General features: G+C 69.7%; 15 protein-coding genes. 10 read left to right on the plus strand and 5 right to left on the minus strand.

Annotated features, from left to right (window positions below):
- Positions 1-1139 (minus strand): FAD-dependent oxidoreductase (locus ABD172_RS13100; protein WP_344310313.1); only part of this gene is annotated, 1139 nt, incomplete at its 3' end.
- 116 nt (positions 1140-1255) lie between these two features.
- On the opposite strand from ABD172_RS13100, the gene ABD172_RS13105 reads away from it, so the two are divergent.
- The 3 genes from ABD172_RS13105 (at position 1256) to ABD172_RS13115 (ending at position 3717) form a co-directional block, all read left to right on the plus strand.
- On the plus strand, positions 1256-2494 hold the full coding sequence (locus ABD172_RS13105; protein WP_344310314.1) for an alanine/glycine:cation symporter family protein: 1239 nt from the start codon (positions 1256-1258) through the stop codon (positions 2492-2494).
- A 108-nt stretch (positions 2495-2602) separates the two neighbouring features.
- Complete coding sequence (gene soxR, locus ABD172_RS13110; RefSeq protein ID WP_344310316.1) at positions 2603-3073, plus strand: redox-sensitive transcriptional activator SoxR; 471 nt, start codon at positions 2603-2605, stop codon at positions 3071-3073.
- Between the two features lie 98 nt (positions 3074-3171).
- Positions 3172-3717, plus strand: coding sequence for a flavin reductase family protein (locus ABD172_RS13115; RefSeq protein ID WP_344310318.1), 546 nt, complete (start codon positions 3172-3174; stop codon positions 3715-3717).
- 453 nt (positions 3718-4170) lie between these two features.
- On the opposite strand, the gene fbaA is transcribed toward ABD172_RS13115, so the two are convergent.
- The gene (gene fbaA, locus ABD172_RS13120; protein ID WP_344310320.1) at positions 4171-5193 is read right to left on the minus strand and encodes a class II fructose-bisphosphate aldolase; all 1023 of its coding nucleotides are present in this window, start codon (positions 5191-5193) and stop codon (positions 4171-4173) included.
- Between the two features lie 335 nt (positions 5194-5528).
- Here fbaA and ABD172_RS13125 point away from each other — a divergent pair, with 335 nt between their 5' ends.
- Positions 5529-6947: an MFS transporter gene (locus tag ABD172_RS13125; RefSeq protein ID WP_344310321.1), complete on the plus strand. Its 1419-nt coding sequence runs from the start codon at positions 5529-5531 to the stop codon at positions 6945-6947.
- A gap of 383 nt (positions 6948-7330) precedes the next feature.
- Here the strand turns inward: ABD172_RS13125 and ABD172_RS13130 are convergent, their stop codons facing one another.
- Entirely contained in the window at positions 7331-8686 is a 1356-nt protein-coding gene (locus tag ABD172_RS13130) for a TetR/AcrR family transcriptional regulator (protein WP_344310323.1), read from the minus strand.
- 148 nt (positions 8687-8834) lie between these two features.
- On the opposite strand from ABD172_RS13130, the gene ABD172_RS13135 reads away from it, so the two are divergent.
- The 4 genes from ABD172_RS13135 to ABD172_RS13150 are packed head-to-tail and all read left to right on the plus strand — an operon-like array spanning position 8835 to position 11418.
- Complete coding sequence (locus ABD172_RS13135; protein WP_344310325.1) at positions 8835-9860, plus strand: ABC transporter ATP-binding protein; 1026 nt, start codon at positions 8835-8837, stop codon at positions 9858-9860.
- 33 nt (positions 9861-9893) lie between these two features.
- Positions 9894-10154, plus strand: coding sequence for a type II toxin-antitoxin system Phd/YefM family antitoxin (locus tag ABD172_RS13140; protein ID WP_344310327.1), 261 nt, complete (start codon positions 9894-9896; stop codon positions 10152-10154).
- Positions 10155-10409: a Txe/YoeB family addiction module toxin gene (locus ABD172_RS13145; protein WP_344310329.1), complete on the plus strand. Its 255-nt coding sequence runs from the start codon at positions 10155-10157 to the stop codon at positions 10407-10409.
- 46 nt (positions 10410-10455) lie between these two features.
- A complete protein-coding gene (locus ABD172_RS13150; RefSeq protein WP_344310331.1) occupies positions 10456-11418 on the plus strand; it encodes an ABC transporter permease in 963 nt (320 codons plus the stop codon).
- Between the two features lie 148 nt (positions 11419-11566).
- Here ABD172_RS13150 and ABD172_RS13155 read toward each other — a convergent pair whose 3' ends face one another.
- On the minus strand, positions 11567-13681 hold the full coding sequence (locus ABD172_RS13155; RefSeq protein ID WP_344310332.1) for an ABC transporter ATP-binding protein: 2115 nt from the start codon (positions 13679-13681) through the stop codon (positions 11567-11569).
- 164 nt (positions 13682-13845) lie between these two features.
- Positions 13846-15741, minus strand: a complete 1896-nt coding sequence (locus tag ABD172_RS13160) for an ATP-binding cassette domain-containing protein (protein ID WP_344310333.1) — start codon at positions 15739-15741, stop codon at positions 13846-13848.
- A gap of 416 nt (positions 15742-16157) precedes the next feature.
- On the opposite strand from ABD172_RS13160, the gene ABD172_RS13165 reads away from it, so the two are divergent.
- Positions 16158-17351 carry an acyl-CoA dehydrogenase family protein gene (locus ABD172_RS13165; RefSeq protein ID WP_344310335.1) on the plus strand — a complete coding sequence of 398 codons (1194 nt, stop codon included), beginning with the start codon at positions 16158-16160 and terminating at the stop codon, positions 17349-17351.
- Positions 17352-17392: 41 nt separating this feature from the next.
- Entirely contained in the window at positions 17393-18535 is a 1143-nt protein-coding gene (locus ABD172_RS13170; RefSeq protein WP_344310337.1) for an acyl-CoA dehydrogenase family protein, read from the plus strand.
- Positions 18536-19184 lie beyond the last annotated feature (649 nt).

The following is a 19184-nucleotide window of genomic DNA, read 5'->3' on the forward strand; positions in this document are numbered from 1 at the left end:
TCGACGCCGACGACGGGGGCGTCCTCCGCGTCGTTGTCGAACAGCACCACCTGGAACTTCCCCGAGGCGACCTCCCCGAGCACCACCGGCTCACCGCCGCAGAGCGCCGCCGGCTTCCCCACCGAGAACACGCGCACCGGCCCCTGGAAACTCCAGTGCCACGGGACGTCGAGCCACGGGTCGTCGGCCTCGGGATCGTTCCCACCGCCGGCCCATTCCCGCACGAGCTGCTCCCCGAGCCACTCCCCCTGCGACATCGCCATCGCTTCCGCTTCGAGGCGGCCGTGGGCACTCATCGGACCCTCCACCACTCGAGCCGCATCGCCGATCGCGAATACGTCATCGGCAGCACCGGGAACCCTCAGCCACGCATCCACCTCGAGCGCTCCGCTCGCCGCACGCGCCCACTCGTCCGGGACCATGTCGGTCCGCGCCTCGGCACCGACCGACACCATCCACAGGTCGTGCGCGGCGTAGTCCTCGGGGTCGGCGTCGGGAACGAACGTGACACCCGCCGAGGCGTGGAGATCCATGAGGGCGCGCCCGGTGACCTCGGACAACGCCGGTACGGGCCGGCCGCCGCGCAGGTAGACGGTGGGGTGATAGCCGGCGTCCGCGGCGCCTCGGGCGAGTTCGAGGGCGAGGAAGCCCGAGCCGAGCACGCCGATCGACAGGCACACGTCGTCGTCCGGCCACTCCTGCGCGAGGGCCGCGAGGTCGCTGCGGATCGCCGAGGCGTCGGCCGGGGTCCGCAGCACCCGCGCCGGGCCGCCGGGCAGGTCACCGGGGTACGTGCGTGCTGCCATGCCCGTCGCGAGGACGAGCCGGCCGTAGGCGAGAGACTGGGCATGCCCGCGGGCCGCCTCGGTCTCCACCTCGACGGTGCGGGCGACCGGGTCGATCGCGGTGACGTGACCGTGGACGTCGTGGGTGTCCGGCCACGGGTGCTGCAGGAGGACGGACCCGAGCTGCTCCGCGAAGAGCGACTTCGACAGGGGTGGGAGTTCGACGGTGCGCCCGACCTCGGGGTCGATGATCGTGAACGGCACTCCCGCCTCGTACAGGCGGCGGGCGCAGGTCGAACCGGCGAGGCCCGCACCGACGATGACGACCGGGGCGGCAGCAGTGGGTGCGTTCATGACACCAGGCTACGGCGCGGCGCCGAGTCGAGGGCAGTCCTCCGGGCGAAAGGACGGTTCGGATTCTCGGCCTTCTCCACGAGACTTGACACACGAAGGCGCACGGCCTCTTCAAGGTGTACGCGTCGGTCTTCGCCTTCGTCACCGTCGTCGCGCTCACCCTCCTCATGCCGGGCGTCCAGGCGAACGGCATCTCCAGCGCTGCCGCCAATGCGTGGGGCATCCCGCCGTGGGTGGCCGGTGCCGCGGTCATCATCGTGCTCGCGTTCATCATCGTCGGTGGCGTCAAGCGCATCGCGAGCTTCGCCGGCTTCGTCGTCCCGATCATGGCCGTCCTCTACATCGTCGGCGCGATCGTCGTCGTCATCATGAACGCCCACAAGCTCCCCGAGGTCATCGAACTCATCGTCTCCTCCGCCTTCGGCGTGAACGCGGCGTTCGGTGGGATCGTCGGTTCCGCGATCGAGTGGGGCGTCAAGCGCGGCATCTACTCGAACGAGGCCGGCCAGGGTACCGGCCCGCACTCCGCGGCCGCCGCCGAGGTCTCCCACCCCACCAAGCAGGGACTCGTCCAGGCGGGCTCCATCTACATCGACACGCTCTTCGTGTGCTCCGCGACCGCGTTCATGATCCTCTCGACGGGCATGTACAAGGTGTTCGAGGGCGGCGCCGAGGACGGCCGTGTCCTCGGTGAGGGCGGATCGCTGCCCGAGGGCGTCGCCTCCGGTGCCGGTTACGCACAGTCCGCGTTCGACTCCGTGCTCCCGGGCCTCGGCGCCTCGTTCATCGCGGTGTCCCTCGCGTTCTTCGCGTTCACGACGATCGTCGCCTACTACTACATGGCGGAGACGAACCTCGCATTCCTCCTGCGCGGGGACTCGCCCGCCCGGATCGCTGCGCGCACGTGGCTGTCGCGACTCCTGCAGCTCGCGATCCTCGGCAGCGCGTTCATCGGCACCGTGAACCGGACCGAGGTCGCCTGGATGCTCGGCGACATCGGCGTCGGCATCATGGCGTGGCTCAACATCACCGGCATCCTCGTCCTCCGGTCCGCGGCACTCCGCGCACTCCGGGACTACGAGAAACAACGGAAGTCCGGGCTCGACCCGCAGTTCGATCCCGCGGCGGTCCGCGTGCACGGGGCGGCGTCTGGGCCGAGCGCGCGGACGAACGTGCCGGGGACGAGTACCACCGGATCTGAGGGGTGGGGGTTCCGCGAGGTGCTCGCTCGCGTTCCACGCTCGTTCCACGGGGCCCACTCCCGATTCGCTCGCGTTCTGCGCGTCCCACTCGCGACAGGATCACCCGCTTCAACACAATGTGACGCAACCTCACGTGGCTGCGTCACAAAGTGATGCACCTGCAGATCCCGTTGCATCGCCGTGACACGGGGCCGTCGCGGGCAGCGTTGCCGCCTCATGGCATCCTCCCCGCCCGGGCCCACCGGTCTACCCTGGATGCCGATGAATGACGACACCGGATCCGAGGCCCCCGTGGAGATCCCCGACGAACTCAGCGTCGGGCAACTCGCCGCGCGGAGCGGGCTCGCGGTGTCCGCGCTGCACTTCTACGAACGCCGCGGGCTCATCTCCAGCAGGCGGACGAGCGGCAACCAACGTCGCTACCCGCGGTCCGTCCTGCGGCGCGTCGCCGTCATCCGCGCCGCCCACGACGCGGGCATCCCGCTGTCCACCGTCGCCGAGGCGTTCGCGTCCCTCCCTCCCGACGCCACTCCCAGCGCCGACGACTGGCAACGCCTCTCGGCCGCGTGGCGGGAGGAGATCGACGCGCGGATCGCGAAGCTCGAGCATCTGCGGGACCGGTTGAGCGGGTGCATCGGGTGCGGGTGCCTCTCGCTCGAGGCGTGTCGGTTCGTGAACCCCGAGGACCGCCTCGGCGAGGAGGGGCCCGGCGCCGTCGCCCTCGACCGGTGAGACCGGTGAGACCGGTGAGACGATTTGACCTCAACTCCGGTTGAGGTTCTACCGTCGATACCGACCCGAAAGCTCTCTCCGCCGACGAAGGTACTTCCGTGACCTCAGCACACACGCCCGGCCCCCGCGTTCCGCACCGCACCGCCGCTCCCGACGAGACGGCCGCACTCTTCAAGGACGCCTTCCGGACGCACCCCGCCGGTGTCGCGGTCATCACCGCGGCCGGCGCCGACGGCCCGATCGGACTCACCGCGTCCTCGGTCGCGTCCGTGTCCGTCGATCCTCCGGCGCTCGCGTTCTCGGTGTCCGGTGGTCATGCCGCCTCACAACTCGCGCAGGCCGAGACCGCGATCGTCCACCTCATGGGCGCGGACCAGCTCGAACTCGTGCGCGCGTTCGCCACCTCGGGTGCGCCGCGTTTCACCGACGACCACGACTGGTCCGTCCTCGAGTCCGGCGAGCCCCTCCTCCACGACGCACCCTGGGCACTCCGCTGCGAGTTGCTCCACAAGGTGCCGGTGGGCGGGTCCGTTCTCATGGCGGCCGAGGTCCTCGGGATCCGCCCCGGCGGCGACCACGGCAGCCCACTCGTCTACCACGACCGCACGTTCCACGCCCTCGGCGAGCACAGCCGCGTCGCCTGACCGGCCCCGTCCGAGGCGCCACGGCCATCACCACTGCTCTCGCAACGCGATCACCGACAGCAACACAATGTGACGCAGACGAGCGCGTTCGCGGCACAAAGTGCTGCGCGGGTACATCGCGTTGCTGCGCGCCGGCACAAGAAGGGATAGTGCCGCGCGGCACGCGGGGGGCACGGTCCGAACGAACGCCGAGGCGCGGGCCAGCTGGGAGGCGACCCGCGCCTCGGCGGGTATGGGGCACTGGGCCCGAGAACTCGGGAGCCGGGGCGGAGATCCTCCGGCGTTCGGCCCGGGCGAGCCGACCGTGCGGCCCGGCAACGGATTCGTCAGATGCGATCGTTTCGGTTGCCGTTCCGCGAAACGGCAACCGAAACGATCGCGCTGGGCAAAACCGTTACCGAACCCCCTGAACCAGGGAGCTTCACCTCAGCGAGCACACCGAACCGGCGGACCTCACTTCATGCGCTGGCCCGCGGACCCGAGGTTCTGTGCGGCCTCGACGACACGAGCGGCCATGCCGGCCTCGGCGGCCTTGCCCCATGCGCGCGGATCGTAGAGCTTCTTGTTGCCGACCTCGCCGTCGATCTTGAGCATGCCGTCGTAGTTCTTGAACATGTGGTCGACGGCCGGGCGGCTGAACGCGTACTGGGTGTCCGTGTCGATGTTCATCTTCACGACACCGTTGGCGACGGCCTCCGCGATCTCCTCGGGCAGCGAACCCGAACCGCCGTGGAACACGAGGTCGAACGGCTTCTCCTTGCCGACCTCGGCGCCGACGGCGTCCTGGATCTCCTTGAGCAGACCCGGGCGGAGCTTCACGTTGCCCGGCTTGTACACGCCGTGCACGTTTCCGAAGGTGAGAGCCGTGAGGTACCGGCCCTTCTCACCGGTGCCGAGCGCACGCGCCGTCGCGAGTCCGTCCTCGACCGTCGTGTACAGCTGCTCGTTGATCTCGTTCTCGACGCCGTCCTCCTCGCCGCCGACGACACCGATCTCGATCTCGAGGATGGTACGCGCGGCGACGGAGAGTTCGAGGAGTTCCTCGGCGATCTGCAGGTTCTCCCCGAGCGGCACGGCCGAACCGTCCCACATGTGCGAACCGAACAGCGGATCCCGACCGGCCTTGACCTCTTCGGCCGACAGCGCGAGGAGCGGCTTCACCCAGTGCTCGACGGCGTCCTTGGGAGCGTGGTCGGTGTGGAGCACGATGTTGACGTCGTAGCTCTTCGCGACCTCCTTGGCGAACGCGGCGAAGGCGACGGCGCCCCGCACACGGTCCTTGATGGTGGGGCCGGACATGTACTCGGCACCGCCGGTGGAGATCTGGATGATTCCGTCGGACTCCGCCTCGGCGAATCCACGGATGGCGGCGTTGATGGTCTGCGAGGACGTGCAGTTCACGGCCGGGTATGCGAATCCGCCGGCCTTCGCACGGTCGACGAGCTCGGAATAGACCTCGGGAGTTGCGATCGGCATGGGTTCTCCTTCGATGCGGGCGAGCGCCGACGGCCGCTTCCTCTCATGAGGAGCACTCCCGAGGGGCACTGCCTCTCGGACGAGGCGGTCTCATGAGCAACGCAGCTGGTCACGGACACTCGCAGGGGTGTCTGGGCTCAGTTTTTCACGGCGCCGCCCGTGGGGCCACCCCAGGCCCCACGGCGTTTCGCTCACCGGAGTCGCGCGGGCTCGGGGCGGGGTCCCGCCGGGGTTCCTCGAGGCCGATGCGGGCGCACGGCCGGGGCGCCGTCCGTTCCCGAATCGTGTCACGGACTTCGCATTCCCGTCACCGGCGCGTCGATAGGCTTCTCGCCATGACCGTTCCCGAGGCGCCCCGCTCGCCGCACACCTCGTCACCCACTGCCGTCGCGAGTGGGCAGGCGGCGGTGACCGGACTCGCGCCGGTCGGCGCCTCGGCCCCGGTGTCGCGGGGCACCATCACCGCGTGGGCGCTCTGGGACTGGGGCGCAGCCGCGTTCAACGCGGTCGTCATCACCTTCGTGTTCGCCCCGTACCTCACCTCCGCGGTCGCCTCGGATCCAAACTCCGGTTCCGAGGCGCTCGGCATCGCCACGGGCCTCGCCGGACTCGCGATCGCGCTGCTCGCACCGGCAGCGGGGATCCGCGCGGACACCTCGGGCCGGCACAAGCTGTGGCTCGGGGTGAACACGGGGCTCGTCGTCGTGGCGATGGCGGGCATGTTCTTCGTCCGGGACGACCCCGGATACCTGTTGCCGGGTCTGCTGCTCGTGGCGATCGGCAGCGTGTTCTTCGAGCTCGCCGAGGTCTCCTACAACGGGATGCTCACGCGGATCTCGACCTCGGACACGGCGGGGCGGATCTCCGGGCTCGGATGGGGGCTCGGGTACTTCGGTGGGCTCGTGCTGCTCGTGCTCCTGCTCGTCACCGTCATCCAGCCCGAGGTCGGCCTCTTCGGCGCGAGCGACGAGGGCGGTCTGCGGTACCGGATCGTCGCCCTCGCGGCCGCGGTGTGGTTCGCCCTGTTCGCGCTGCCGGTGCTGCTGTTCGGACCGACGGACACCGCGCCGTCGGCTCGTCGGAAGCGCACCGTCGGGCAGATGTTCCGTGCCGTGATCGCCGGGTGGATCGACGGTTACAAACGCGTGTGGTCGCGGATCGTCGAACTGTTCCGCACCGACCGCAACACCTTCTGGTTCTTCCTCGCCTCCGCGATCTTCCGCGACGGGCTCGCGACGATCTTCGCGTTCGCCGGCGTCATCGCGGCCGGGTCCTACGGGTTCTCGGGGTCCGAGGTGATCGTCCTCGGTGTCGCGGCGAACGTCGTCGCGGGCATCGGTTCGGTCGTCGCCGGCTGGTTCGACGACCGTTTCGGCCCGAAGGCGGTCATCACGGTCGGGCTCGTGTGCCTCGTGCTCGGCGCGTTGCCGATCGCGTTCAACGACAGCAAGACGGTGTTCTGGGCGGCCGCGATGTGGCTGTGCCTGTTCGTCGGACCGGTGCAATCGGCGTCGCGGGCGTTCCTCACCCGCATCACGCCGCCCGAACGTGCGGGCGAGAACTTCGGGCTCTATGCGACCACCGGCCGCGCGGTGTCCTTCATCGGACCGTTCATGTTCACGACGTTCATCGCGGTCTTCGGGTTCCAGCGCGCGGGTGCACTCGGGATCGCGCTCGTGCTGCTCGTGGGGCTCGCGGTGTTCGTGTTCGTGAAGTCGCCGCTGAGGAGCAAGCCGGGGATCCTCAGCGACTGAGGGGGTGTTCCTGCGTCGCCCCCGTCGAGATCGCGATTCCCGACGCTGCGCTCGTTGACGTTGCGATTCAGTTCGGTTTCCCCCGTTGAGGTCGCAATTGCCTGCGGGTAATCGCGAAAACAGCGCACACAATCGCATTCTCAACGCACCCGACCGCAGCCTTTCGAGCACTCGATGTGACGACCGACCTCGTTCAGACCTTCACCACCCGCCCCGGCGCCCCGGCGCCCCGGGAAAGACGAAGGCCCCGGAATCATGTGCGGCTACTGGGGACGAAACCGCGGTGTCACGATATCGCTGCCGGCGGCCACCTCAAGAAGTACGGCCATGTCGGTTTCGTTTCCGACCTCCGGGTACAAAAGCGAGGTCGAGAACGCCGAACATCACGACTCCTTGAGCTCCCGGGAGCGAGCTCTTTCGACCGCGTCGCGTTCGCGCTTCTTCGCATCCTCGAGCTTCTTCTCGGCCGCGGCGAGCCTCCGCTCCGCGTCCCGCAGTTCTTTGCGCGTCTCGCGCAGCCGTTTCTCGGTCTCCCGCCGTTCGGCACGCACCTTCTTCACGCGAGCGTCCTTCGGGTAGAGCGTCGCGTACGCCTTCTCCTCGCGTTTCTCCGCACGCCTCCCGTCACGCTTCTCACCCTGCGCCCGGGACGGCTCCACCTCGTCTCTCGCCGGCGACGTCACGTCACCTTCACTGACCGGATCGGCACCCGCACCTTCCCGAGGCGCCCCCACCGGCCGCGCCCGTATCCAGTCGTCCTCGGTTCGGTCGCCGTCCCCCGCATCATGAGCCCCGACCGCCAGCGGCGACCTCTCGAGTGCGTCACCCGCAGCGATGACCTCTCCCGAAGCCATGGCCTGCGGACTATCGACACCCTCCACAACGCCCTCGGTGCGGGAACCATCGTCACCACTCGCGCCGCCGGTGCCATTGCCGATCCCACCGTCAGTACCACCCTCAACACCACCGGACGCCCGCCCCGCCACGAACCGCTCGATCCCGTCGAGGAGTCGTTCCACGGCGAACGTCATGTCCGCGCGGCGGGATTCGGCACCGAGCACCCCGTCGGCAAGCGCGGCGAGAGCGGGAAAGGACTCGGCCGTGACGAAGTGGTCGAGGACGACCCGAAGAAGGTCCGCGTCGGCATCACCACCGGCACCTGCCCCGGAACCCGCCACGGAACCGAGACCCGCACCACTGCGCTCGATCCCCACCTGCACCCGTGCCAGGCCGGCGGCGAGTGCGGAGGTGGCGAGCGCCTCGGCGGGGGTGAGCCCGCTGGGCCGCAGGCCCTGCAGGCACGCGTCGACCCAGGCGAGTGCCCGTGGGGTGAGCGGGGTGCCGGCGGCGGGAATGTCGAGGAGCCAGGGGTGCGCGCGGAGCGCGGCGGCGCGTTCGCGCATCCAGGCGCGGAGGGAGTCCTGCCAGGTGAGCGCCTCGGTGATGGTGAGGGGTGGGTCGCCGATGGCCTCTTCCTCCATGAGCAGGAGGAGTTCGTCCTTCGAGGTGACGTACCGGTAGAGCGACATCGTCGTGAAGCCGAGGATCTTCGCCACCGCCGTCATCGAGACCGCGCCGAGCCCTTCCTCGTCGGCGAGCGCGATCGCGGTGTCGACGATGCGTTCGACGCTCATCTCGCGCTTCGGGCCGCGCGAGGGTGCCGCCGCCACGCCCCAGGCGAGCGCGAGACCGCGCGGGAGTTCGGGTTCGGGAAGGGGCGATGCGGGGCGCGAGGTCACGTCGAAAGTGTACGTGCGAGGCTCCTCCGCACCCGCTGTGCCCGTCCGACCGGCTGTGCGCACCCCACGTGCACAGCTCGCCTGAGACACCCCGCTCCACGAGCCGAAACCCCTGGTCCTCCGATCGTTCGGGGACCAGACTGGCCGTATGAGCACGCGTACCCCCGCCGCCATCGAGATCCGCGACCTCGTGAAGACCTTCGGACGCACGACGGCCCTCCACGGCGTCGACCTCGCAGTGCCCCGGGGTTCCGTCGTCGGCGTCATCGGCCCGAACGGCGCCGGCAAATCGACGACGATGCGGGTCCTCCTCGACATCATCCGACCGTCCTCCGGTGACGTCCGCGTCCTCGGGGAGGACCCCCGCCGAGGCGGCCCTCACCTGCGCAGACGCATCGGCTACCTGCCCGGCGAGTTCGTCCTCGGGGACCGCGTCACCGCGCGCCGTCTCCTCACCCACTTCTGCCGGCTCGCCGCCCCGCACGCGGTGCGCCGGATCGACCCGATGGCCGAACGCCTCGGCCTCGATCCCGACCGCCCGATCCGTTCCCTCTCGAAGGGCAACAAGCAGAAGGTCGGGCTCGTCCAGGCGTTCATCCATCACCCCGAACTGCTCATCCTCGACGAGCCCACGAGCGGTCTCGACCCGATCCTGCAACGCGAGTTCCTCGCCATGGTCCACGAGGCGCAGGCCGCCGGCACCACCGTCTTCCTCTCCTCGCACGTCCTCAGCGAGGTCGAGTCGGTCGCGCAGACCGCGGCCGTCCTCCGGTCCGGGCGGGTCGTCGCCGAGGCGCCCGTCGCCGAACTGCGGACCCGCGCCGGCCATGAACTCACCGCGCGGCTGGCGCACGTAAGTGCTGAACGGGTGGGCGCCTCGGCGGCCCGTCACATTCCGGACGCGGTGCTCGACCTCGAGCCGGTGGAGGACGGTCGGCTCCTGCTGCGCGGCCGGGTCCCGGGCGAGCACGAGGCCGCCGAGGTCCTCGCGTTCCTCCGCGAGTTCACGGTCGAGGACTTCACGTTCCGTCCCCGCAATCTCGAATCCGCTGTCCTCGAGCTCTACGCGGACGGTGATTCGGAAGACGGTTCTGACGGTGGTTCTGCCGGCGACAGCGTCGACGGAACGTGCTCGGATCGGGAGTCACCACGATGCACAACAGTGGTACCATAAAGCGGTACAACTCTCCCGACCGAAGGTGCCGCGATGTCCATCAGCGCGAGCGAAGCACGCAAGACTCTCTTCCCTCTCATCCAGCGAGTGAACGACGACCGCGAAGCGATCGAGATCGTTTCCCGGGGTGGCAACGCGGTCCTCATGGCCGCCGACGAGTATGCCTCATGGCAGGAAACTGCCTACCTCTTCCGATCCCCCGAGAACGCGCGGCGTCTCCTCGCCGCCTACGAGCGGGCCCGTGGAGGGCAAACGGAGGTCCACGACCTCGACAGGTCGGACGAGAACGCGTAGATGAGGCTCGTCTGGGATCCCGATGCCTGGGACGACTACAAGCACTGGCAGACCACGGATCGTCGCGTGTTGAAGCGCATCAACACGCTCATCGATGCGTCGCTCCGCGATCCCAACAGCGGAATCGGCAAACCGGAACAGCTCAAGTACGGCGCCACCGGTGCGTGGTCACGACGGATCACCGAGGAGCACAGACTCGTCTACCTCGTCGACGGCGACGACCTCATCATCCTGCAGGCGCGGTACCACTACTGATCGATACGCGGGCGTTCTCGAGGACGACCGGCGAGGAGAACCCCCGATGACGACGCACACCGATTCCCCACGCCCCGAGCTCCTCCACACCCGCGCGGATCTGCACCGCCGCACCTCCGCGTTCGAGATCACGCGGTACGAACTCCACGGCTCCCGGTGGTCGGTCCTCGTATGGGCGGTCGTGCTCTTCGCCGTCGGCTCGCTCTACCTCAGCGTGTACGCGTCCATGAAGGACGTGTTCGACGAACAGAGCGAGATGATGCAGCAGTTCCCGCCGGAGATCATGAACGTCCTCGGCGGTACCGGCGCCCTCACGACCGGAGCCGGCTTCGCCCAGGCCACCTTCGTCGGTCTCCTCGGGTTCGTCCTCGGCTCGATCGCACTCATCTCCTGGGGTCAGAAGGCGATCGCCGGTCCCGAGGAGAGCGGCGACCTCGAACTCACGATGTCCCACGGGCTCTCCCGCACCCGGTACTACCTCGAACAGTCCCTCGCACTGCTGCTGCGCGCCGTGCTGCTCGCGGCTGTCGTCGGCGGCACGCTCGCGCTGTACAACCGGCTCATCGGCCTCGACATCGAGGACGCGGCCATTCCCGCCGGGGCACTCGCCTGGTTCTCGCTCGTCCTCCTCGCCGGCGTCGGAGCGCTCGCGGGCGGTGCGGTGTTCGGCCGGCGGATCTGGGCCACGGCGGTCGGCGCGGGCGTCATCGTCATCAGCTTCCTCACGAACGCGCTCGGCTCGCAGGGCGACTCGATCGACTGGCTGTTGGACATCTCCCCGTACTCGTGGGCCTTCGGCGGTGCACCCCTCGAGAACGGGTGGAGCGTGTGGGCGTGGTTCGAGAACGGCTCTTGGTGCGCCGGCAACGGTGAGACGTACTGCTTCGACCGTGCATGGTTCTTCGGGTGGGACTCCTGGTCGACGAACCCATTGCTCGTTCTCGTCCTCGCACTCGTCCTGTGGCTCGTCGGATGGTGGGCGTTCACCCGCCGCGACCTCGGGAAGTGAGCCGGCTGCTGCGAGGAGAACGGACGCGCCGACCTCGAACCCGCCGACCTGGCAAGGGATTCGGTGACGGCAATGGATTCCGTTTCCGTTCCGCGAACGGGAAACGGAATCCATTGCCGTCACCGAATCCGTTGGCGAACGGGTGACGTCACACTCGGGCTTCGAGGTGGGTGAACGCGCCGTCCGGGTTCGCGCGCAGTTCCCCGGCACGGCCGCTCTCGACGACCCGCCCGCGATCGAGCACGTACACGAGCGCCTCGTCGGGCACGAGGTCGACGCGGTGTGTGATCTCGATGATCGTGAGGGGGCCGTGCCCCGCGGCCGGGGCGCCGAGGTCGAGCAGCCGGGCCCGCACCTCGGCGGAGGTCCGGCTGTCGAGCTGGCTGAGTGCCTCGTCGAGGACGAGGACGTCGGGCCGGGACACGAGCGCCCGCGCGAGCGCGAGGCGCTGTAGCTGTCCGCCGGAGACGCCGAGCCCCCGTTCCTTCACCGAGGTCCCGAGGCCGTGCGGGAGTTCGCGCACCCACGCGTCGAGACCCGCGACGGCGAGCGCCGCCCACAGGTCCTCCTCGGGTGCGTCGACCCGGCCGAGCCGCAGGTTGTCCGCGAGCGTCCCGCTCACCATCGTCGGCCGCTGGTGGACGAGCGCGACCCGCGAGCGCAGCGACTCCAGTGGAAGAGCGCGGATGTCCGTACCGGTGCCGACCGAATCGCGCACATCCCGCGCGGCTCCGTCCGAACCGTCCGCGGCTCCGTCCGGACCGTCCTCGGCTCCAGCCGAACCGGCGACCGCCCACGGATCCACCATGCGCACGGCCCCGGACTCCGGGTCCCATGTGCGCATGAGAAGCGCACCCATCGTCGACTTCCCGCTGCCGGAGACACCGACGACGAAGCTCCACTCCCCCGCCGGGAATTCGGCACTCACACGGTCGAGTGCCCACGCGTGCGGAGGTGCGGGGACGGGCTCACCGCCCGCGTCGAGTTCGCCGTCCGCATCGGGCTCCGGCCGGGGGTAGGCGAAGCACACGTCGTCGAACACGACCGCGGGCGCGGACCCGGCCGGCGACCCGGCCGACGGAGCACCACCGGCCGACGGAGCAGACCCGGCCGACGGCACACCACCCGGCACCACACCATCGACCGCTGCGTCACCGGCCGTCGCGTCACCGTCGGCGGACCTACCGGCATCAACCGCGCCGGCGGCCGTGTGACCTTCACCTGCGCCGCCGGCCGCCGCGTGGTCCTTCACCGCCGGTTCCGCATCGACGACGGCGCGGACCCGTTCGGTCGCGGCGAACGCCTGGTCGAGGCCGGACGCGAAGTCGTCGACGCCCTTGGCCGACCCCCACAGTCCGATCGCCACCGCGAGCGCCACGACGAGGTCGCCGAGTGGCGCAGCCGTCCGCACGGCCGTGACGACGAGCGCCACCATCCCGCCGAGTTGGAGCACGAGCGTGAGCGCCGCTCGGACGCCCTGGACCGCACCGGACTGGGTCCTGGCGCGGAGCAGTTCGGAATCGACCGCGCCGAGGCCGCGGAGACGGGATCTCGCCGCGTCGAACGCGAGGACCTCGCGGACGCCCTGGATGTCATCGCCGAGGTGCTCGGCCACGTCTCCCCGGCGTGCACCGACGTCACGCGCCGCCCTCCACGTGAGCGGACCGGCGAGGATCGGCACGACGAAGGTGAGGACGAGAACGAAGGGCAGGAGCGTGAGCGCGAACTCCCCACCGGCCGCGAGGCCCAGCCACACGAGTGCGACCACCGGCACCACGACCGAGGCCACCGCCGGCGGCAGCGTGTGCGCGAAGAACACCTCGATCCGGTCGATGTCCCGGGTGCCCCGCTCGGTGAGTTCCGCACCGGCGCGTCCCTGCACCGCGGCGGGGGCCTGGGGCACGAGGCTTGCGAAGAAGATCTCCCGCAGACGCTGCAGCGAGGTGAATGCGACCCAGTGCCCCGAGTAGTGCTCGAGGTACCGCAGACCCGCCTTCACGAGCGCGATGACGACGAACGTCACGCCCAACCACAGGAGGGACACCGAGGCGCCGGCACCGGCCGCCTCACCGCCGACCGACACTGCGCCACCGGCCGCATCACCGCCGGGCCACACCCCACCGGGGACCCCGGCGACGTGGACGAGCGCCGCAGCCGTGACGACGAAAAGCGCCACCCCGAGCACCTGCCCGAGGATCCGCGCCGCCACGGACACGGCGAGCGGCGCCAGCAGGCCCCGCGTCCGCGACACGAGCCAGCGCACGGAATCGAGGCGTCCACCGGCCGTCCGACCTCCATCCGCTCGGCCGCCGGCCGTCCGACCTCCATCCGCTCGGCCGCCAGCCATCCGACCTCCATCCGTGCGGCCACCGGCCATCCGTCCACCGGCCGTCCGGTTCGGCTCGTTGCGGTTCGGCTCGTTCCGGCTCATCGCGCCACCTCCGTGATGCCGTGCGCGGTCAGCTCGAGAACTCTGTCCGCCGCGAGGATCGCGTTCGGGCGGTGCGCGATCATGAGGACCGTCCGGTGGGCGGCGAGGCGGTCGAGCGCCTCGAGCAACGCGGCCTCACCGGCGAGGTCGACCTGCGAGGTCGGTTCGTCGAGCACGAGGACGGGTGCACCACGCAACCACGCGCGGGCGATCGACAGACGTTGCGCCTGGCCACCGGACAGGAGCGCACCGTGCTCACCGACCGGGGTGTCGAGCCCGAGTGGCATCGCACGCACCTCGGCCGCAAGGCCGGCCAGGTCGAGGGCCTCCCACAGGTGGTCCTCGGAGGCGTCCGGGTCCGCGATCCGCAGGTTGTCCGCGATGGACCCGACGAAGAGGAAGGTGGACTGTTCGACGACCGCGATCCGCGACCGCGCCGCATATGCCGTCGCCGGAGTCACCGCGACACCGTCGACGGACACCGATCCCGCCCGCGGCACGAGGTGCCCCTGGACGAGCGCGCTCAACGTCGACTTCCCGACGCCGCTCTCACCGACGAGCGCAACCCGCTCGCCCCGGTCGATCCGCAGGGAGACGTTCCGCAGCACGGGCGCTTCACCGGGCCACCCGGCGGTCACCCCGTCGAGCACGAGGGCTCCCCGGGCCGGCACCTCGGCGGCGCCACCGCTCCCGGCCGCGCCCGTGCGGGTGGACGGTCCCGAGGCACCTGCCGGCCGGGCCTCACCCGTCACCGCACCGTCCGACCCGCTTCCACCTCCGACGACCGCGCCGCCGGCAGGACCACCTGCGTCACCGCCGGCAGTTCCACTGTCCGACCGTGCGCCTCGCCCGGCCCCCGCGATGTGCGCGCCGATCTGACTCTGCGCCGCCCGCCCGGCGATCCCGATGTAGAAGAACTGTCCGACGACGTCGACGGGCCCGATGACGAGCACCGTCATGAGGACGACGGCGACCGCGGCCCCGAGAGTGAGCGTCCCGTGCGCCACCGCATGGACGGTCATGAGGCCCGAGGTCACGAGCACCGTGAGCGAGAACGCCCCGTCGACGACGAGGATGAGGAGCTGATTCCCCGCGAGCATCTTCATGAGCCCGCGCCGGTGCTCCTCACCGCGGGCGGCGAGCTGCGCCCCCGCGCGGTCCGCTGCGCGGTGCTGGACGAGCGTCTCGAGGGCCTGGATGTTCTCGAGGAAACCGGCGGTGAGCCGACCCTGGGAACGGCGGTACTGCGCGCCGATCGGGCGCACGAGCTTCCGGAAACCGCTGATGAGCAGGGGCACGAGCAGGAGCAGGAGGGCGAGCGCACCCGCGATCCGCCACGAGACCGTGCCGGCCATGAGCGCGAGCACGAGGAAGGGTGTCGTGAGGGATCCGGTGATCGGCCCGAGGAACGACCCCCGGTACGTCGCTGCCCGTTCGACCGCGGAGGTCGAGAGCGACAGCAGTTCGCCCGACCGCCCACTGCTCGCGACCGCGCCCCGGTCGAAGAGCGCCTTCACCACGAGTTGCCGCAGGCCGCGTTCCGTCGCGGCCGCCATGTACTGGGAATGGAGCGCCCCCGCCCCGGCGGCCACCGCCGCGAGCAGGACGCACACGAGGACCGAGGTCCAGAACCCGGCGTCGAGCACGGCGGCACCGGCGTCGAGGACCTCGGCACCGCCGCTGAGCACTCCGCTACCGAGCACCCCGGCGCCGGACCCCGTCGGGTCGGCCGCCGTGACCGTGCCGAGGAGCCCCTCGGCCCGGAGCATCCCGTCGATCGCGCGTCCGAGCACGACGAACAGCAGTGCCGTCGCCGCCGCCTGGATCCAGGCGAGGACGACCGCGAACGACGCCCCACCCCGAGGCGCCGCGCCCCGGATCGCCGGATCCACCGGACCCGAGGGCGCACCGGGATGCCCTCCCGGGTGACCTCCCCCAGGGTGACCGCCGCCGGGATGTCGGCCTCCCGGGTGACCGCCGCCGGGATGTCCTCCACCCGCGTGGCCACCGCCCGGATGCCCGCCACCCGGATGTCCACCCCGGTGGCCGTCCGGGCGTGCACCGGGGTGCCCACCGCTTCCTGCGGAGGCGCGGTGGGGCTGGGCGCCGCGGGGCGCCTCGGCGGGTGGGATCCGTGGATTCTGCACGTGCCCAACTGTAGGTCGGGGCACGGACACGACGAACGTGATCTCCGTCGGTGGAGCGCGCCGTCCCGATCCGCAGATCAGAACCAGTCAGGTGTGACGGATTCACTCGCCGCGTCCTAGACTGAGCACATCCGCACTAATCGAACGATCGAGGAAGATCAATGGACAACCTTCTGAGCAAGGAAGAACTCGAGTTCGCCCAGCACATGCGCGAGTTCTACCGCACCGAGATCCCCGAGGACATCCGGTACCGCGCCGCTGTCGGGGAGGAGACGACCAAGGACGACATCGTCACCACGCAGCGGATCCTCAACAAGCACGGATACGCGGTTCCGAACTGGCCCGTCGAGTGGGGCGGTCAGGACTGGACCCCGGTGCAGCGCCACATCTGGCTCGAGGAGATGCAGCTCGCGCACGTGCCGCAGCCGCTCGCGTTCAACGCCTCCATGGTCGGTCCGGTCATCGCGACCTTCGGCTCGCAGGAGATCAAGGAACGCTTCCTCCCGGCGACCGCGAACCTCGACATCTGGTGGTCGCAGGGCTTCTCCGAGCCGGACGCCGGTTCGGACCTCGCCGGTCTCAAGACCACGGCGGTGAAGCAGGGCGATAAATACATCGTCAACGGTCAGAAGACCTGGACGACCCTCGGTCAGTACGGTGACTGGATTTTCATGCTCGTCCGCACGGACCCGAACGTGAAGAAGCAGGCCGGTATCTCCTTCCTCCTCATCGACATGAAGTCCCCCGGCGTCACGGTCCGCCCGATCGAGCTCATCGACGGCAGCCACGAGGTCAACGAAGTCTTCTTCGAGAACGTCGAGGTCCCGGTCGAGAACCTCGTCGGCGAGGAGAACAAGGGCTGGTCCTACGCGAAGTTCCTCCTCGGCAACGAGCGCACCGGCATCGCGCGCGTCGGCGCCTCGAAGGCGAACCTCGCGCGTGCGAAGGCGTACGCGGCCCTCACGAAGACCGCCCGCGGCACCCTCCTCGACGACCCGGTGTTCGCCTCCCGCATCGCGGAGATCGAGGCCCGCCTCACCGCGCTCGAGTTCACCCAGCTGCGCGTCCTCTCGACCCAGCAGCAGGGCTCCGACAAGCCGGACCCGCGCTCCTCCGTTCTCAAGCTGCGCGGTTCCGTCCTCCAGCAGGACATCTACGAACTCCTCGTGGACATCCTCGGACCGCAGGGCCTCGACTTCGTCGACTCCCGCGCCACCGCGGACGGTTTCTCGGACCTCCCGTCCGGTGCCGCGGACGCGCTCAAGCACTACTTCAACTACCGCAAGGTCACGATCTACGGCGGTTCCTCCGAAGTGCAGCGCACCATCCTGTCGAAGGCCATGCTCGGGCTCTGAGGCCCACTCACACTTTCTTTCACCACAAGGAGACAAAAACAGTGGATCTCGAACTCACAGACGTCCAGCAGGAGCTCGGCGCGATGGTGCGCCGCCTGCTCGCCGAGAACTACGACGCATCCGTCCGCGAGGAACTTCTGGCCTCGGAGAAGGGCTGGAGCGAGCAGATGTGGCAGCAGTACGCGGAGCTCGGACTCCTCGGCCTGCCCTTCCCGGAGGAGTTCGGCGGTGCCGGTATGGGCATCGGCGAAGTCGCCGTCGTCATGGAGGAATTCGGGCGCGCGCTCGTCCTCGAACCGTACCTCGGCACCGTCGTCCTCGGTGGCGGCCTCCTCATGTACGCCGGCACCGACGAGCAGAAGGCACAGTTCCTGCCCGGCGTCGCGGAGGGCACCACGCGCTTCGCCTTCGCCGGCTACGAGCCCTTCGGCCGCTACGACCTCACCTCCCCCTCGACCACGGCCACCGCCGCCGGTGAGTGCTACACCCTCTCCGGTGAGAAGATCCGTGTCCTCGGTGGCGACGCCGCGACCGGATTCATCGTGTCCGCGGCCGTCGACGGCCAGGTCGGGCTGTTCCTTCTCGAGGCCGACGCCGAGGGCGTGAAGGTCGACGTGCGCACGCAGGCCGACGGTCACAAGGTCGCCGCGGTCGTGTTCGACAACGCTCCGGCAGCGCGCCTGGGTGCCGGCGACGCCACCGAGGTCATCGGTCGCGTCATCGACATCGCGAACACCCTCCTCATGGCCGAGGCCGTCGGCGCCATGGCGGTCTCGCTCGACACCACCGTCGAGTACATCAAGACCCGTGAGCAGTTCGGCGCCCCGATCGGCAGGAACCAGGTCCTGCAGCACCGTGCCGCGGACATGTACGCCGCCCTCGAGGACGCGCGTTCCATGGCGCTCTACGCCAAGCTCGCGATCACGCAGGACCCGGACGGCACCTCGAAGACGCGCCACACGGACATCGTCGCGGCGAAGCTCATCATCGACCAGTCCGCGGAGCTCATCTCCAAGGAATCGATCCAGATGCACGGCGGCAACGGCATGACGATGGAGTACCCCATCGGTCACTACGCCAAGCGCCTCACCGTCATCCCGCGCACCTTCGACGAGTACGACGCCCTCGGCTTCGAACTCTCCTCGCTCGGTGGCCTCATCGAACCGAAGGCCGCCGACGCCTGAGTGCGCTGGGTGTCGAGTGCGCTGGTTTCGGGTGCGCTGGGTGTCGAGTGCGCTGGTGAGTGAACCGGGTGGCGGGTGCGTCGGGTTCGGGTGCGCAGGGTTCGAGTGCGCTGGGTGTCGAGTGCGCAGGGTTCTGAGCAGCCCGTCGAGGTCCCGATTCCCTGAGGTTCCTCCGCCGAGGTCGCAATTCCCTTAGGTCGGCCTCGACGAGATCGCGATTCACTGAGGTTCCTCCGCCGAGGTCGCAATTGAATGTCGGGTTTCGGCGAAACCCAGCATTCAAGTGCGACTTCGACGTTCACGACCTCCGGGAATCGAGTACTCGAGCACAACGCACCACCACAGCCGAGGCGCCGCGTGGGTGAGGAGATCTCGTCACCCAGGCGGCGCCTCGGCTTTCGTATGCGGGGTGACGGCTTCACCGGTCGGTCACCGTACGTGGTGCCGGCGGCGGGTACGGCGGCAGCGGTCTACGCCCGATGCAGCACTTCGAAACGCGACCGACAGCGCAAACTCCTGCCACACCGCACATCGAGGGCCGCGTCCGCAGCCGCCCACCCGACCGAGGCAGCGGTCTACCCCGCGTACACAGGTTCGAGTGGCTGTTGCGTAATTGGGGTGGGCTCGCGTGGCGGGCCCACCCCATGAC

Origin of the sequence: Brevibacterium samyangense (assembly GCF_039529845.1) — a bacterium.
Taxonomy (GTDB): Bacteria; Actinomycetota; Actinomycetes; order Actinomycetales; family Brevibacteriaceae; genus Brevibacterium; species Brevibacterium samyangense.

Coding starts and splice junctions, on each gene's coding strand:
- soxR (WP_344310316.1), top strand. CDS start 2,603: ATGAATGACGACACCGGATCCGAGGCCCCCGTGGAGATCCCCGACGAA.
- fbaA (WP_344310320.1), bottom strand. CDS start 5,193: ATGCCGATCGCAACTCCCGAGGTCTATTCCGAGCTCGTCGACCGTGCG.
- ABD172_RS13125 (WP_344310321.1), top strand. CDS start 5,529: ATGACCGTTCCCGAGGCGCCCCGCTCGCCGCACACCTCGTCACCCACT.
- ABD172_RS13135 (WP_344310325.1), top strand. CDS start 8,835: ATGAGCACGCGTACCCCCGCCGCCATCGAGATCCGCGACCTCGTGAAG.
- ABD172_RS13140 (WP_344310327.1), top strand. CDS start 9,894: ATGTCCATCAGCGCGAGCGAAGCACGCAAGACTCTCTTCCCTCTCATC.
- ABD172_RS13145 (WP_344310329.1), top strand. CDS start 10,155: ATGAGGCTCGTCTGGGATCCCGATGCCTGGGACGACTACAAGCACTGG.
- ABD172_RS13150 (WP_344310331.1), top strand. CDS start 10,456: ATGACGACGCACACCGATTCCCCACGCCCCGAGCTCCTCCACACCCGC.
- ABD172_RS13165 (WP_344310335.1), top strand. CDS start 16,158: ATGGACAACCTTCTGAGCAAGGAAGAACTCGAGTTCGCCCAGCACATG.